General features: G+C 59.2%; 15 protein-coding genes. 12 read left to right on the top strand and 3 right to left on the bottom strand.

All coding sequences use genetic code 11. The annotated features are described in order from the left end of the window. Positions 1–53 precede the first annotated feature (53 nt). A complete protein-coding gene (argA, locus tag PSH79_RS26595) occupies positions 54–1,355 on the top strand; it encodes an amino-acid N-acetyltransferase (RefSeq protein ID WP_095186912.1) in 1,302 nt (433 codons plus the stop codon). Positions 1,356–1,437: 82 nt separating this feature from the next. Here the strand turns inward: argA and tauA are convergent, their stop codons facing one another. Then, positions 1,438–2,427 carry a taurine ABC transporter substrate-binding protein gene (tauA, locus tag PSH79_RS26590; RefSeq protein WP_370872594.1) on the bottom strand — a complete coding sequence of 330 codons (990 nt, stop codon included), beginning with the start codon at positions 2,425–2,427 and terminating at the stop codon, positions 1,438–1,440. 365 nt (positions 2,428–2,792) lie between these two features. Between tauA and PSH79_RS26585 the strand changes: the two genes are divergently transcribed. The 8 genes from PSH79_RS26585 to PSH79_RS26550 all read left to right on the top strand — a co-directional run bounded on the left by PSH79_RS26585 (position 2,793) and on the right by PSH79_RS26550 (position 10,062). Continuing rightward, positions 2,793–4,136 carry an OprD family porin gene (locus PSH79_RS26585; protein WP_305440382.1) on the top strand — a complete coding sequence of 448 codons (1,344 nt, stop codon included), beginning with the start codon at positions 2,793–2,795 and terminating at the stop codon, positions 4,134–4,136. 295 nt (positions 4,137–4,431) lie between these two features. After that, positions 4,432–5,070 carry a peroxiredoxin gene (locus PSH79_RS26580; protein ID WP_305440381.1) on the top strand — a complete coding sequence of 213 codons (639 nt, stop codon included), beginning with the start codon at positions 4,432–4,434 and terminating at the stop codon, positions 5,068–5,070. A gap of 316 nt (positions 5,071–5,386) precedes the next feature. Further along, a complete protein-coding gene (ssuE, locus tag PSH79_RS26575; protein ID WP_305440380.1) occupies positions 5,387–5,980 on the top strand; it encodes an NADPH-dependent FMN reductase in 594 nt (197 codons plus the stop codon). A 90-nt stretch (positions 5,981–6,070) separates the two neighbouring features. Continuing rightward, positions 6,071–7,051, top strand: a complete 981-nt coding sequence (locus PSH79_RS26570; protein WP_305440379.1) for a sulfonate ABC transporter substrate-binding protein — start codon at positions 6,071–6,073, stop codon at positions 7,049–7,051. A 25-nt stretch (positions 7,052–7,076) separates the two neighbouring features. After that, positions 7,077–8,225, top strand: a complete 1,149-nt coding sequence (gene ssuD / locus PSH79_RS26565; RefSeq protein ID WP_007939251.1) for an FMNH2-dependent alkanesulfonate monooxygenase — start codon at positions 7,077–7,079, stop codon at positions 8,223–8,225. 8 nt (positions 8,226–8,233) lie between these two features. After that, on the top strand, positions 8,234–9,016 hold the full coding sequence (ssuC, locus tag PSH79_RS26560; protein ID WP_305440378.1) for an aliphatic sulfonate ABC transporter permease SsuC: 783 nt from the start codon (positions 8,234–8,236) through the stop codon (positions 9,014–9,016). Next, complete coding sequence (gene ssuB / locus PSH79_RS26555; RefSeq protein WP_305440377.1) at positions 9,013–9,819, top strand: aliphatic sulfonates ABC transporter ATP-binding protein; 807 nt, start codon at positions 9,013–9,015, stop codon at positions 9,817–9,819. The genes ssuC and ssuB overlap by 4 nt, the downstream gene beginning before the upstream one ends. A 27-nt stretch (positions 9,820–9,846) precedes the next feature. Then, the gene (locus PSH79_RS26550) at positions 9,847–10,062 is read left to right on the top strand and encodes a molybdopterin-binding protein (RefSeq protein ID WP_003229256.1); all 216 of its coding nucleotides are present in this window, start codon (positions 9,847–9,849) and stop codon (positions 10,060–10,062) included. A 182-nt stretch (positions 10,063–10,244) separates the two neighbouring features. Here PSH79_RS26550 and PSH79_RS26545 read toward each other — a convergent pair whose 3' ends face one another. Continuing rightward, a complete protein-coding gene (locus PSH79_RS26545; RefSeq protein WP_305440376.1) occupies positions 10,245–10,883 on the bottom strand; it encodes a TetR/AcrR family transcriptional regulator in 639 nt (212 codons plus the stop codon). A 154-nt stretch (positions 10,884–11,037) separates the two neighbouring features. Then, a complete protein-coding gene (locus PSH79_RS26540; protein WP_007913842.1) occupies positions 11,038–12,414 on the bottom strand; it encodes a glutamine synthetase family protein in 1,377 nt (458 codons plus the stop codon). Positions 12,415–12,692: 278 nt separating this feature from the next. Here PSH79_RS26540 and PSH79_RS26535 point away from each other — a divergent pair, with 278 nt between their 5' ends. From PSH79_RS26535 to PSH79_RS26525, 3 genes are all read left to right on the top strand, one after another. Next, positions 12,693–13,049, top strand: coding sequence for a glutamine amidotransferase (locus tag PSH79_RS26535; RefSeq protein ID WP_305440375.1), 357 nt, complete (start codon positions 12,693–12,695; stop codon positions 13,047–13,049). 95 nt (positions 13,050–13,144) lie between these two features. Then, a complete protein-coding gene (locus PSH79_RS26530; RefSeq protein WP_007967993.1) occupies positions 13,145–14,503 on the top strand; it encodes a glutamine synthetase family protein in 1,359 nt (452 codons plus the stop codon). 56 nt (positions 14,504–14,559) lie between these two features. Further along, positions 14,560–15,924, top strand: a complete 1,365-nt coding sequence (locus PSH79_RS26525; protein ID WP_305440374.1) for an aspartate aminotransferase family protein — start codon at positions 14,560–14,562, stop codon at positions 15,922–15,924. Positions 15,925–15,961: the final 37 nt, after the last annotated feature.

The following is a 15,961-nucleotide window of genomic DNA, read 5'->3' as shown; positions in this document are numbered from 1 at the left end:
CGTTTTCCGTTTCGCCCTTTTTTCCGGCTGCTCTTTATTACAGGCCCAGGTTCATGCCCGAATACGTCAATTGGCTTCGTCACGCGTCTCCCTACATCAATGCCCACCGCGACTGCACTTTTGTCGTCATGCTGCCCGGCGATGGGGTGGAGCATCCGAACTTCGGTAACATCGTTCACGACATCGTGCTGCTGCACAGTCTCGGCGTGCGTCTGGTGCTGGTCCACGGATCGCGCCCGCAGATTGAAACCCGCCTCGCCGCGCGTGGCCTGACCCCGCATTACCACCACGGCATGCGCATCACCGATGCCGCGACCCTTGAGTGTGTGATCGACGCGGTTGGCCAGTTGCGCATCGCCATCGAAGCACGGCTGTCGATGGACATGGCCTCATCGCCAATGCAGGGCTCGCGCCTGCGCGTGGCCAGCGGCAACCTGGTCACCGCGCGGCCGATTGGCGTGCTTGAAGGTGTCGACTATCACCACACCGGCGAAGTGCGTCGGGTCGATCGCAAGGGCATCAATCGTCTGCTCGATGAGCGCTCCATCGTGTTGCTGTCGCCACTGGGCTACTCGCCGACCGGCGAGATTTTCAACCTGGCGTGTGAAGACGTCGCCACCCGTGCCGCTATCGATCTGGGTGCCGACAAGCTGCTGCTGTTCGGTGCTGACCTCGGTCTGATCGACGAGAACGGCAGGCTGGTGCGCGAACTGCGTCCGCAGCAAGTGCCGGCGCATTTGCAGCGTCTGGGCAGCAGCAATTACCAAGCGGAACTGCTCGATGCCGCCGCCGAGGCCTGCCGCGGAGGTGTGGCGCGCAGTCATATTGTCAGTTACGCCGAAGACGGCGCGCTGCTGACCGAGCTGTTCACCCGTGATGGTGGCGGTACGCTGGTTGCCCAGGAGCAATTCGAACTGGTGCGCGAGGCGGCGATTGAAGACGTCGGTGGCTTGCTCGACCTGATCAGCCCGCTGGAAGAGCAGGGGATTCTGGTGCGTCGTTCGCGCGAAGTGCTGGAGCGCGAGATCGAGCAGTTCAGCGTGGTCGAGCGTGAAGGCATGATCATCGCCTGTGCGGCGCTGTATCAGATTGCCGATTCGGACGCTGGCGAGCTGGCCTGTCTGGCAGTCAACCCGGAGTACCGTCATGGCGGTCGCGGGGATGAACTGCTGGAACGTATCGAGACCCGCGCCCGTGCCCAGGGCTTGAAGACGCTGTTTGTCCTCACCACCCGCACCGCGCACTGGTTCCGTGAGCGTGGGTTTGAGCCGAGCAGTGTTGAGCGTCTGCCAGCGGCGCGGGCGTCGCTGTACAACTATCAGCGCAATTCGAAGATCTTCGAAAAGACCCTTTAACCGAGTTGCTCCATTCGCGAGCAGGCTCGCTCCCACATTTGGAACGCGGCTTCCTGTGGGAGCGAGCCTGCTCGCGAAGCTTTCATTGCGCCACGAACTTCGCGCTGACATACGGCGAGTAGTCCGGCAGCACCGTTTCAACCTTGCCCTGTTCCTTCAGAAACTTCGCCGTCTCCCCAATCGCCTGCGCCGTGCCGCCATCCAGCAGCGCAGTGGTTTGCTGTGCCTTGGCATCAGGAAATGCCGAACCGGCCAGTAACTCAGGAACATCAACCGCGTTGGCACCGGTCAGTTTGGCGATTTTCTGCACAGGCTCGGAGTCAGCCGTCCAGCTGTCTTTATGCGCCGCATAGTCAGCGAACGAGTCCAGTGTGACCTTGGCAAATTTGGCCACGACCTCAGGATGCTTCTCGGCGAAGTCCTTGCGCGCGACCCAGACTTCGAAGGTTGGAGCGCCCCACTGGCCGACCTGCGCGGCATCGGTCAGGGTCTTGCCGGTCTTGCGGATTTCACCCAGTGCCGGCGACCAGACAAAGGCGCCATCAATATCCCCGCGCTTCCAGGCAGCCGCGATTTCCGCCGGTTGCAGGTTCACCACTTTGACCTTCGAGGTGTCCAGGCCCCAGTGCTTGAGTGCGCCAAGCAGGCTGTAGTGGGAGGTGGACACGAAGGGCGTGGCGATGGTTTTGCCCACCAGATCCTGCGGGTTCTTGATGCCGCTGCCGTTGCGCACCACCAAGGCTTCGGCGGCGTTGATCTGTGCCGACACGATGAAGGCAACAATCGGCAAGTTACGCGAAGCGGCAGCCGCGAGGGGGCTGGAACCGAGGTTGCCGATCTGCACATCACCGGAAGCAATGGCTGTCACAACTTCCGGGCCACTGTTGAAGCGACGCCAGTCGATTTTCTCGCCAATGGTTTTCTCGTAGACGCCGTCGGCCTGAGGGACTTTGCTCGGGTCGATCCCGGTCTGGTAACCCACGGTTAGATTGGCGGCGTGAGCGGAAAAAGAAATCAGTGCTGACACACAAACTGTAACAAATTGACTAGATAGTGCGCGTTTGGCCATCATGGCGTCGCCTTTTCGATAGGGTTTGACGTGTTTGGGATGCGCCAAAGCTAATCGATCTAAAAAAAGGCTAACAAATACCATTTAGGAATGAGCTTAGTCGCCGATACGCTGTATCCCGGCATTGATGGCCAGTTACTGGCCATATTCCGAAATGATATGAAAAAGAATGAATAAATTCTTTTTGGGTTTATCAGGAAGTCTTTACCCTGCACGGACCAAATCACTGCGGTTAGACCTTGGTCGTAGACACACAAGGTTACGATTGACTTGTCAGTCACGGTCTGGCGCTAATCGCGCATCTTAGGACCCAGGGGCATCAGATCCCGGGCCAGGAACACAAGAATTAGAAACGAGAGGAGCATTACATGAACAAGTCCACCTTGGCCCTGGCTGTGGCCGTAGGGGTTATGGCGCAGCAGGCAGGCGCCGCCGGTTTTATCGAAGACAGCAAGGCAACTTTGGGGCTGCGTAACTTCTACATCAACAACGATAACCGTGACTCCGGCACAAAAGCCGCTGGCGCTCAGAAGAAGAACGAAGAATGGGGCCAAGGCTTCGATCTGCGCTTCATCTCTGGTTACACCCAAGGCACTGTAGGTTTCGGTATCGACGCCATCGGCCTGCTGGGTGTGCGTCTGGATTCGGGTGGTGGCACCAACGGTATTGGTAACTACGGCGGTACCGTTTTCCCAAGCGAACGCAATGGTGACGCTGTCGACAGCTTCTCCAGTCTGGGTCTGACTGCCAAAGCCAAGGTCTCTCAGACCGAACTGAAGTTGGGCACTCTGCAGCCAAAACTGCCAGTGATCGTGACCAACGACGGTCGTCTGTTGCCGCAAACCTGGCAGGGTGGACAGATTACCTCTGGCGAAATCAAGGACCTGACTCTGGTTGGCGGTCAGATCGAAGCCGTGAAAGGACGTAACTCCAGCAACAACGAGAACATGTCCATTGGTGGTGCAACCGCTCGTATTACCAACAGCAACAAGTTCATCTACGGCGGTGGTGACTACAAAATCACCAAAGACCTGACTGCCCAGTACTACTACGGCAATCTGGAAGACTTCTATAAGCAGCACTTCTTGGGTCTGGTTCACAACTGGGCAATCGGCCCGGGCGTATTGAAGTCTGATTTCCGTTACTTCAACAGCTCGGATGATGGTGCCAACTCCAACACTCCGGCTTACTACAGCAACGGTAATTACACCGGTCAGGCAAGCGGTAAAGGCAAGGTCGACAACAACCTGTACAGCGGCTTGTTCCTGTACACCGTTGCCGGTCACACCTTCGGTGGTGGCTATCAGGTTTCCAACGGTAGCAGCGACTTCCCTTGGCTGAACCAGGGCGACGGTTCGTCGAACTACACCATCACCGACATGCAAATCCAGAAGTTCGGCCGTGCCGGCGAGCGTACCTGGCAAGCACGCTACTCGTATGACTTCGCTAAAGTCGGCGTGCCGGGCTTGACTGCCGGTATGGTTTACCTGCGTGGCGACAACATCGACACTGTGGGTAGAAACGGCCTTGAAAACGGCAATGGCCGTTCAGAGTGGGAACGCGACCTGACCATCGGTTACGTCGTACCAGAAGGCCCGCTGAAGAACGTTGGCGTGATGTGGAAAAACGCCATGTGGCGCAACGACATCCCGGGTCAGCGCGACCAGGATGAAAACCGCCTGATCGTCAGCTACTCGATCCCGCTGCTGTAATAGCGCGTCTCGATTCGTTGATGTAAAAAAGCCCCGTCCGGCATCGCGCCGGACGGGGCTTTTGCGTTTTCGAGTCAGGCCCACCCCCGTAAGCCCTCCCCGAATTTCCCTCTTTACAGCAACTCAAGGCCTTCTCGAACCTTGCGAACGATGTTCGTCGGGATACGGCCGAGCGTCCAGTGAACAGATCTTTAATATTCTTTTAAGATCTAGATATCTATTTATTTATTCTTTTTCAGAAGATCAAAACCCCAGCTACAGTTGAGGTCTCCAACAACTCATCAGGAGCAGCACCATGAGCCTCAGACTCGGCGACATCGCCCCCGATTTCGAACAAGACTCCAGTGCCGGCAAGATTCGTTTCCACGAATGGCTGGGCGATAGCTGGGGCGTGCTGTTCTCCCACCCGGCGGATTTCACCCCGGTGTGCACCACCGAGCTGGGTTTTACCGCCAAGCTCAAGGATGAATTCAGCAAGCGCGGCGTCAAAGCCATCGCGCTGTCGGTCGATCCGGTGGACTCGCACCACAAGTGGATCGAAGACATCAACGAAACCCAGAACACGGTCGTCAACTTTCCGATCCTGGCCGATGCCGATCGCAAGGTTTCCGATCTGTACGATCTGATCCACCCGAACGCCAACGACACCCTCACCGTGCGTTCGCTGTTCGTGATCGATCCCAGCAAGAAGATTCGCCTGACCATCACCTACCCGGCGAGTACCGGGCGCAACTTCCACGAGATCCTGCGGGTGATCGATTCGCTGCAACTCACCGACAACTACAAGGTGGCCACGCCGGCCAACTGGCAGGACGGTGAGGAGGTGGTGATCGTGCCGTCGCTCAAGGATGAGGAAGAGATCAAGAAACGCTTTCCGAAGGGGTATCGCGCGGTGAAGCCGTACCTGCGCCTGACGCCGCAGCCGAACAAGTGAATCAGTGAGATTGGCGGTGTAGCCACCACTGTCATCGCGAGCAGGCTCACTCCTACATTTGAAATGCGTTCCCATGTAGGAGTGAGCCTGCTCGCGATGGCGCCAGTCCGCTCAACACAGAACCACAAAGCAGGGGGGTTCAGGCCGTTTCGACGGCCTTTTTTTCGTCCGGAACAATCTCGGTGTTATATCTCTAAAACGCATAACCAAATGAATAAATATGATTTATGGATATATAAATCAACTGGTAAGGTCACTCCCATCGAAGCGAGATCGCAATCCGCGAATCGCCTGTAACGCTCAAGGAATCGTCTGAATGCTGGTTGTCTCACTCGGTGGCAGTCCTAGCCAACGCTCCCGATCCGGGGTGTTGCTGGAGCGCTCGCAACGCTGGTTGCAGGAGCAAGGGGTGGAAGTGGTGAGTTATCAGGTGCGGGACTTCCCGGCCGAGGATCTGCTCCACGCCCGCTTCGACAGCCCCAAAGTGCTCGACCTGCTCGCTCAGATTGAAAGCGCCGATGGCCTGCTGATCGCCACGCCGGTTTACAAGGCTTCGTTCTCCGGCGCCCTGAAGACTCTGCTGGACCTGCTGCCCGAGCGTGCCCTGAGCCACAAGATTGTTTTGCCGATGGCCACCGGCGGCAGCATCGCCCACATGTTGGTGGTCGATTACGCCCTCAAGCCTGTGTTGTCGGCATTGAAAGCCCAGGAAATGCTCCAAGGAATTTTTGCCGAGGACAGCCAGATCGCGTATGGCGAAGGCAGTGCCGCGGCGCAGCTGGCGCCGGCGCTGGAACAGCGTCTGCTTGAAGCGCTGGACCAGTTTGTCAGTGCCATGGCCCGCCGGCCGAAACCACTGGAGCCGGGTCTGTTGAACGAACGTTTGTTGAGTGCTCGCTGGAGCATTTAAGTCTCATCGAAATTTGAAGTACTGGCCTTACTCGCCCGCCAACGGGCAAGCAGGTGCAGCCAAAACCCAACAGCAAAAAAGGAGAGCGCTATGCGCACTGTATTTTTGCGTCGTGGTCTGGTCGCTCTGTTTGCTGCGGCTGTGTCCTTCGGCGCCATCACTCAAGCTCAGGCCGAGACGCTTCGGATCGGTTATCAAAAGTACGGCACGCTGGTGCTGCTCAAAGCCAAAGGGACGTTGGAAAAACGTCTGGCCGCCCAAGGCGTGGACGTGCAATGGACTGAGTTTCCCGGTGGCCCACAACTGCTCGAAGGCCTGAACGTCGGCTCGATCGACTTCGGCGTGACGGGCGAAACCCCACCCGTATTCGCCCAGGCTGCCGGCGCCGATTTGCTTTACGTCGCCTACGAGCCGCCAGCGCCGAACAGTGAAGCGATCCTTGTGCCGAAAGACTCGCCGATCAAATCCGTCGCGGATCTGAAGGGCAAGAAAGTCGCGCTGAACAAAGGCTCCAACGTTCACTACCTGCTGGTGCGTGCGCTGGAAGACGCCGGCCTCAAATACACCGACATTCAAACCGTATTCCTGCCACCGGCCGATGCCCGCGCCGCGTTCGAACGGGGCAGCGTCGACGCCTGGGTCATCTGGGATCCGTACCAGGCGGCCGCCGAGAAACAGCTGCAAGCGCACACCCTGCGCGACGGTAAAGGCATTGTCGACAACCACCAGTTCTATCTGGCGACCAAACCCTACGCACAGAAAAATCCCGAGGTCATCAAGACCCTCGTCGAAGAGGTGCGCGCCGTTGGCGAGTGGTCCAAAGCCAATCCTGAAGACGTGACCCAGCAGGTTGCGCCTCTGCTCGGTCTGCCGGCGGACATCACCCTGACTTCGGTGAAACGTCAAGGCTACGGTGCGCTGTTCCTGACCCCGGAAGTGGTCGCCGCGCAGCAGAAAATCGCCGACACCTTTTACCAGCTCAAGCTGATTCCCAAGCCTTTGAGCATCAAGGATGTGATCTGGGCACCACCGGCCGCTGTGGCCCAACGCTCAGTCACCCAAGCCCAGTAAATCGAATCCCCAAGGAGACCACTCCATGAGCCTCAATATCTTCTGGTTCCTGCCTACCCACGGCGACGGCCATTACCTAGGTACTGCCGAAGGTGCGCGCGCCGTCGACCACGGCTATCTGCAACAGGTTGCGCAAGCGGCGGATCGTCTGGGCTTTGGCGGGGTGCTGATTCCCACCGGTCGTTCCTGCGAAGACTCGTGGCTGGTGGCCGCGTCGCTGATTCCGGTGACCCAGCGTCTGAAGTTCCTAGTCGCCCTGCGCCCCGGGATCATTTCCCCGACAGTCGCGGCGCGTCAGGCAGCAACCCTGGATCGCCTGTCCGGTGGCCGTGCGTTGTTTAACCTGGTGACCGGTGGCGATCCGGAAGAGTTGGCCGGCGACGGACTGTTCCTCAGCCACGAAGAGCGCTATCAGGCCTCGGTGGAATTCACGCGTATCTGGCGTCGTGTGCTGGAAGGCGAAACCGTGGATTACGACGGTCAGCACATCAGCGTGAAAGGTGCCAAATTGCTCTATCCGCCGATCCAGCAACCGCGTCCGCCGCTGTATTTCGGCGGTTCTTCGGAAGCGGCGCAGGATCTGGCTGCCGAACAGGTCGAAATGGTCCTGACGTGGGGCGAGCCGCCAGCAGCCGTCGCCGAGAAGATCGAACAGGTGCGCGCCAAAGCCGCCAAGCTCGGCCGCACCGTGCGCTTCGGCATCCGACTGCATGTGATCGTCCGCGAAACCAATGCCGAGGCGTGGCAAGCGGCGGATCGGCTGATCTCGCATCTGGATGACGACACCATCGCTCGTGCTCAAGCCTCGCTGGCCCGATTCGACTCGGTCGGCCAGCAACGCATGGCCGCACTGCACGGCGGCAGTCGCGACAACCTCGAAGTCAGCCCGAACCTGTGGGCCGGTGTCGGCCTGGTACGCGGTGGTGCCGGTACGGCGCTGGTCGGCGATGGCCCGACCGTGGCCGCGCGGGTGAAGGAATACGCCGATCTGGGCATCGACACCTTCATCTTCTCCGGTTATCCACACCTCGAAGAGTCGTATCGCGTGGCTGAACTGTTGTTTCCGCACCTCGACATCGAGCGCCCGGAACTGCCGAAAAGCGCCGGTTACGTCAGCCCGTTTGGCGAGATGGTGGCCAACGACATTCTTCCCAAAGCCGCGTCCCAGAGCTGAGGCGCGCCATGAAGAAAATTATCCACAGCCTCGCACCGTGGGCGTTGCCGGTGTTGCTGCTGGCGGTGTGGCAGTTGTCGGTGTCGGCGGGATGGTTGTCGACACGGATCCTGCCGGCACCGGTGGCGGTGGTCGAGGCCGGCATCAGTCTGGTGCGCAGCGGCGAGATCTGGACGCACCTTGCGATCAGCGGCTGGCGTGCGGCGCTGGGCTTCACCATCGGTGGCAGCATCGGCCTGGTACTGGGGTTTATCACCGGCCTGTCGAAGTGGGGTGAACGCCTGCTCGACAGCTCGGTGCAGATGGTCCGCAATGTGCCGCATCTGGCGCTGATTCCGCTGGTAATCCTGTGGTTCGGCATCGACGAGTCGGCGAAGATTTTTCTCGTGGCGTTGGGCACGTTGTTCCCGATTTACCTCAACACCTATCACGGCATCCGCAACGTCGACCCAGCGCTGGTGGAGATGGCGCGCAGTTATGGCCTCTCCGGTTTCAGCCTGTTCTGGCAGGTGATTCTGCCGGGCGCGCTGCCTTCGATTCTGGTCGGCGTGCGCTTTGCCCTGGGCTTCATGTGGCTGACGCTGATCGTCGCTGAAACCATCTCGGCCAGCTCCGGCATCGGCTATCTGGCGATGAATGCCCGGGAGTTTTTGCAGACCGACGTGGTGGTCCTTGCGATCCTGCTTTACGCGGTGCTCGGCAAACTCGCCGACCTCGCAGCACGCGGACTTGAGCGTGTGTGGCTGCGTTGGCATCCGGCCTATCAGGTTGCCAAGGGAGGTGCAGCATGACCGCTCAACAACCTCCACGCCTGCTGCGCGGGATACCGCTGGCGGTGCGCAATCTGCAAAAGACTTTCGGTTCGCGCCAGGTTTTGCGTGACATCGATCTGCACATTCCGGCGGGGCAGTTCGTCGCTGTGGTCGGGCGCAGTGGTTGCGGCAAAAGCACCTTGCTGCGCTTGCTTGCCGGCTTGGATCAGCCAACGGGCGGCGACTTGCTTGCAGGCACAGCGCCGCTCAGCGATGCGCGGGAAGACACCCGACTGATGTTCCAGGAAGCGCGGCTGCTGCCGTGGAAAAAGATCATCGACAACGTGGGTCTCGGCCTCAAGGGCAACTGGCGCCCGCAAGCACTGGACGCGCTGGAAGCAGTGGGGCTGGCGGATCGCGCCAATGAATGGCCTGCCGCTTTGTCGGGTGGACAGAAGCAACGTGTTGCGCTGGCTCGGGCGCTGATCCACCAACCGCGTCTACTGTTGCTCGACGAGCCGCTCGGCGCGCTGGATGCGCTGACTCGGATCGAGATGCAGCAACTGATCGAACGCCTCTGGCAGCAGCATGGTTTCACCGTGTTGCTGGTGACCCACGATGTCAGCGAAGCGGTGGCCATTGCCGATCGAGTGATTCTGATCGAGGACGGCGAAGTCGGTCTCGATCTGCAAGTGGAACTGCCGCGGCCGAGGGTGCGTGGTTCGCACCGATTGGCCGCGCTGGAAACCGAAGTGCTCAACCGCGTTCTTTCCCTGCCCGGCGAACCGCCAGCACCGGAACCCGTTTCACCACTGCCTACGCAACTGCGTTGGGCTCAATAACTCAAGCAAACGACAGGAATCATTGCCATGACTATCAAAGCCATCAACGTGCGCAACCAGTTCAAAGGCTCGATCAAGGAAATCGTCCTCGGTGACGTGCTGTCGGAAATCGACGTGCAGACTGCTTCCGGCATCGTCACTTCGGTGATCACCACCCGTTCGGTAAAAGAGCTGGAACTGGTGGTCGGCAGTGAAGTGATCGCCTTTGTGAAATCCACTGAGGTTTCCATCGCCAAGTTGTAAGGCTGTGGATAAAAAACAACCCCGGAGGGTGTGAGCCCTCCGGGGTTTTTCTTTGTGCGCATGACCTGGAAAAAGTGGTGCTGCCATCGCTGGCAAGCCAGCTCCCACAAGGATTTTCAGTGGGTGCAGATTTTGTGACCGACGTAATCCTGTGGGAGCTGGCTTGCCAGCGATGAGGCCGGTCAGATCACCAGAGGTCTTTTGGGCAGGTGCGGCGGCAGGTATAACCCGATGTAAGCATCAAACACCCGCATCCCTTCCTCGGCCATGCGCGGCGTGATCTGCCCGTGCTGCTGCACCGAGCGCGCATAGACGCGGTCGCCCAACTCCATCGCCAGAGCGAACACATCGACATCATCCGGCAGCCTCGGCAGTTCGAAGTGATGGTCGAACAGCTTGTGCATCAGGTCGCCCAACTCGATATCGTGCTGACGGTCAGCCTGAGTGACTTCCGTCAATCCATGCTGAGCCAGGATCAACTGCCGGGCGGCAGCGTCTTCGTCGTAGATCTCCAACATCCGCTGTTCAACCAGTCGTGACAGGTCGCGCCAGTCGCGCAGGGCCTCATGATCGATCGGCGCTTGCAGGCAGGCACGGAATGCAGCGTGTACGTCGGCGGTGAGTGCCTCAAGTAGGGCTGGGACGCTGGCGAAGAAGTGATAAACCGAGGAGGGCGGAATCTGTGCGCGCTCGGCCACGCTGTAGATCGACAGACTGGCCACGCCCTCGGTTGCCAGCAAGATACGCGCGGCGTCGAGTATCGAATCGATCCGTGCCTGACTGCGGGCGCGGGGTTTGCGAAGGGGGGCGGGTCGCGTCATGGAAGTCTCCTGCGGGGCAGCGGGCATTGTACGAGCCGGTTTGTGTGTTGTCTGCCGACCTGTGGCGAGGGGATAAATCCCTTCACCACAGAGGCCATAAAAAAACGCCGCAGGCTGTGATAGCCGACGGCGTTTTTTTGTAGCTGCAATCCGCTTAAACGGTATGCAGATACCAGTTGTACTCGAGGTCGGAGATGGAGTGTTCGAACTCCTCCAGCTCGCTCTCTTTGCAGGCGACGAAGATATCGATGTATTTCGGATCGATGTACTTGGCCATCACCTCGCTGTCGTCCAGCTCACGCAGGGCATCGCGCAAGTTGTTCGGCAGGCTTTGCTCGTTCTGCTCGTAGCTGTTGCCTTCGACAGGCGCGCCCGGCTCGATCTTGTTGGTCAGGCCGTGATGCACGCCGGCCAGCACCGAAGCCATCAGCAGGTACGGGTTGGCGTCGGCACCGGCCACGCGGTGTTCGATACGCACGGCATCGGACGAGCCGGTCGGTACGCGAATCGCCACGGTGCGGTTGTCCAGGCCCCAGCACGGCGAGTTCGGCACGTAGAACTGTGCGCCGAAACGGCGGTACGAGTTGACGTTAGGGCACAGGAACGCCATTTGAGCGGGCAGGGTCTCCAGCACACCGCCGATTGCGTGACGCAATGCGGCGTTCTGCTCGGGATCCTCGCTGGCAAAGATGTTCTTGCCTTCTTTGTCCAGAATCGAAATATGCACGTGCAAACCATTGCCTGCCTGGCCCGGGTAAGGCTTGGCCATGAAGGTGGTGTCCATTTCATGGTCGTAGGCGATGTTCTTGATCAGACGCTTGAGCAGTACCGCGTAGTCGCACGCCTTGATCGGGTCGGCGACGTGGTGCAGGTTCACTTCGAACTGCGCCGGAGCACTTTCCTTGACGATGGCGTCGGCCGGGATGCCTTGCTCTTTTGCACCTTCCAGAATGTCCTGGAGGCAGTCGACGTATTCGTCGAGGTCGTCGATCAGGTAGACCTGAGTCGAGTGCGGGCGTTTGCCGGAGATCGGCGAGCGTGGCGGCTGTGGACGGCCGTTCACGTTTTCCTGGTCGATCAGGTAGAACTCGAGTTCGAAAGCGGCGCAGATGGTCAAGCCGAGCTCGTCAAACTTTGCAACAACTTGACGGAGCACTTCGCGCGGATCCGCAAAGAACGGGTCGCCTTCGAGTTCGTGCATGGTCATCAACAGTTGCGCGGTAGGGCGCTTCTGCCATGGCTCGTTGCACAGGGTGTCAGGAATTGGATAGCAGATACGATCGGCGTCGCCGATGTCCAGGCCCAGGCCGGTGCTTTCCACCGTAGAGCCGTTGATATCCAGAGCAAATAGAGAGGCCGGCAGGTTGATGCCTTTCTCGTAAACCTTGTGGAGGCTGGTGCGTTCAATGCGCTTGCCGCGCACCACACCATTCATATCCGCAATCAGAAGGTCAACGTACAGAACCTCAGGATGTTCCTTAAGGAACGCGTTCGCTTCGTTGAGCTGAACGGCACGCGGGGGTACCGACATGATGCAACACCTTTGTTGTTAAAAATATCAATCATTGATCTTTTCTGGTTTCAGTCAACCCGAACGGCCTGCCGAAGTCAAGCAAGGCCTTTTTTGCCCTAAAAAAGCGCTGCGAGGGCATTTATGGGGCAGTTTTGGGCATTTTTTTGTCCTTGGGAGACTTGGCACCCGCGGGCTTGAGCAGGCCGTGTTGTATTTTTTACGGGGGTGTTGTGTAAAAAAATGAACAAGGCTAAGCTCCGATCAAACCCATAACAGCAATAATACCGGGGTGCTTCATGTCTCGCCTGCCGATAATCGGCGTCACCGACTGCTCGCAACAGTACGGTCTGCATGCTTATCCCATCAGTGGCGAATCGTCCGTACAGAGCGCAGCCTTTGAGGCTCGCAGCCTGGAGACGAAGTTGTCGTCAGCCGCAGCCAAAACGGCAGCGTCCGATATTCTGGACGCACGACAGGGCATCCGCTTTATGGCGTCTCCTTTCAATATAGATCTCTTTCTCTCCCAAAGCCCGTGCCGCTCCGCAAAGCGTGCTCATGATTCTGCACGCCATGAGTTTGCACAGGAAATGCAACGCCAGCGTAAAGGGCAGGTAAGCTCCTCTTTCATTGTCTATGCGCGGTGCCGGGCGTAAGCCGGTACTGCGCGCAAGCAAGCCCCCTTTAACGCGACGCCCCAGCGTCAAACTTTCCCTGACACCACGTCAGGAGACTCAGCCCAGAGGCATTTATGAGTAACAACCTCGACCAGCTCACCGATTGGTTGAAAGACCACAAGATCACAGAAGTCGAATGCATGATCGGCGACTTGACCGGTATCACCCGGGGCAAAATCTCGCCGACCAACAAATTCATCGCCGAGAAGGGCATGCGCCTGCCAGAGAGCGTGCTGTTGCAGACCGTGACCGGCGACTATGTCGAAGACGACATCTATTACGAACTGCTCGACCCGGCCGACATCGACATGATCTGCCGCCCCGATCAGAACGCCGTGTATCTGGTGCCATGGGCCATAGAGCCGACTGCCCAGGTGATCCACGACACCTACGACAAGCAAGGCAACCCGATCGAGCTGTCGCCGCGCAACGTCCTCAAGAAAGTGTTGAAGCTCTACGCCGACAAAGGCTGGCAGCCAATCGTGGCGCCGGAAATGGAGTTCTACCTGACCAAGCGCAGTGACGACCCGGACTATCCGTTGCAGCCGCCGATCGGTCGTTCCGGGCGTCCGGAAATCGGACGTCAGTCGTTCTCTATTGAAGCTGCGAACGAATTCGACCCGCTGTTCGAAGACGTCTACGACTGGTGCGAATTGCAGGAGCTGGACCTCGACACGCTGATCCACGAAGACGGCACGGCGCAGATGGAAATCAACTTCCGTCACGGCGACGCGCTGTCGCTGGCCGATCAGATTCTGGTGTTCAAACGCACCATGCGTGAAGCCGCGCTCAAGCATGATGTGGCTGCCACTTTCATGGCCAAGCCGATGACGGGCGAGCCGGGCAGTGCCATGCACCTGCACCAGAGCATCATCGACATCGAGACCGGCAAGAACGTGTTCTCCAATGAAGACGGGACCATGAGCCAGTTGTTCCTGCACCACATCGGTGGCCTGCAGAAATTGATCCCCGAGCTGCTCCCGTTGTTCGCGCCGAACGTCAACTCGTTCCGCCGCTTCCTGCCGGACACCTCGGCGCCGGTGAACGTGGAGTGGGGCGAAGAAAACCGCACCGTAGGTCTGCGCGTACCGGATGCCGGCCCGCAGAACCGCCGTGTGGAAAACCGCCTGCCGGGTGCCGACGCCAACCCGTACCTGGCAATTGCCGCGAGCCTGCTCTGCGGTTACATCGGCATGGTTGAAGGCCTCAACCCGAGTGCGCCGGTGGTCGGTCGTGGCTACGAGCGCCGCAACCTGCGCCTGCCGCTGACCATCGAAGACGCGCTGGAGCGTATGGAAAACAGCGCGACCATCGAGAAGTATCTGGGCAAAACTTTCATCACGGGCTACGTCGCGGTCAAGCGGGCCGAGCATGAAAACTTCAAGCGCGTGATCAGTTCGTGGGAGCGTGAGTACCTGCTCTTCGCCGTCTGATACGCCGGGCGCGGTGCTCAGGCGCCGCGCCTTCACCGATAACAAGGAGAATTGGCATGACCAGCAACAACCCGCAAACCCGTGAGTGGCAAGCGCTGAGCAGCGATCACCACCTGGCCCCGTTCAGCGACTTCAAGCAATTGAAAGAGAAGGGCCCACGGATCATTACCAACGCCAAGGGCGTTTACCTGTGGGACAGCGAAGGCAACAAGATCCTCGACGGCATGGCCGGCCTGTGGTGCGTGGCCATCGGTTACGGTCGCGATGAACTGGCCGACGCCGCCGCCAAACAGATGCGCGAACTGCCTTACTACAACCTGTTCTTCCAGACCGCGCACCCGCCGGCACTGGAACTGGCCAAGGCCATCGCCGACGTCGCGCCAGAAGGCATGAACCACGTGTTCTTCACCGGTTCCGGCTCCGAAGGCAACGACACCATGCTGCGTATGGTTCGTCACTACTGGGCGATCAAGGGCCAGCCGAACAAGAAAGTCATCATCAGCCGCAAGAACGGTTATCACGGTTCCACCGTGGCCGGCGCGAGCCTGGGTGGCATGACTTATATGCACGAACAGGGCGACTTGCCGATCCCGGGCATCGTCCACATCGCGCAGCCTTACTGGTTCGCCGAAGGTGGCGACATGTCGCCGGAAGAGTTCGGCATCTTGGCGGCGAATCAACTGGAAGAGAAGATTCTCGAAGTCGGCGTCGACAACGTCGGTGCCTTTATTGCCGAACCGATTCAGGGTGCCGGTGGCGTGATCATTCCGCCAGACACCTACTGGCCGCGCATCAAGGAAATCCTCGCCAAGTACGACATCCTCTTCGTCGCCGACGAAGTGATCTGCGGTTTCGGCCGTACCGGTGAGTGGTTCGGCAGCGATTTCTACGACCTCAAGCCCGACATGATGACCATCGCCAAAGGCCTGACCTCCGGCTATATCCCAATGGGTGGCCTGATCGTCCGTGACTCGGTGGTGGCAGTGCTCAATGAGGGCGGCGATTTCAACCACGGCTTCACCTACTCCGGTCACCCGGTGGCGGCGGCGGTGGGTCTGGAAAACATCCGCATTCTGCGCGACGAAAAAATTATCGAGAACGTCCACAACGAAACGGCACCGTATTTGCAGAAACGTCTGCGGGAACTGAACGATCACCCGTTGGTGGGTGAAGTTCGCGGAGTCGGGCTGCTGGGGGCGATCGAGCTGGTGCAGGACAAAGCCACTCGCAAGCGTTACGAAGGCAAGGGCGTCGGCATGATCTGTCGGCAGTTCTGCTTCGATAACGGGCTGATCATGCGTGCCGTGGGTGACACCATGATCATCGCGCCGCCGCTGGTGATCAGCAAAGCGGAGATCGACGAGTTGGTTACAAAGGCACGCAAGTGTCTGGACCTGACCCTCAGTGCATTGCAGGGCTAGGTGCTAGGCTTCGAGCGGGGGAGCTGCGGCGCACTCG

The sequence above is a fragment of the Pseudomonas sp. FP2196 genome, from assembly GCF_030687715.1.
In the GTDB taxonomy this organism is placed as follows: domain Bacteria; phylum Pseudomonadota; class Gammaproteobacteria; order Pseudomonadales; family Pseudomonadaceae; genus Aquipseudomonas.
The sequence above is the reverse complement of the archived record's forward strand: the minus strand, read 5'-3'. Positions and strand labels throughout refer to the sequence as shown.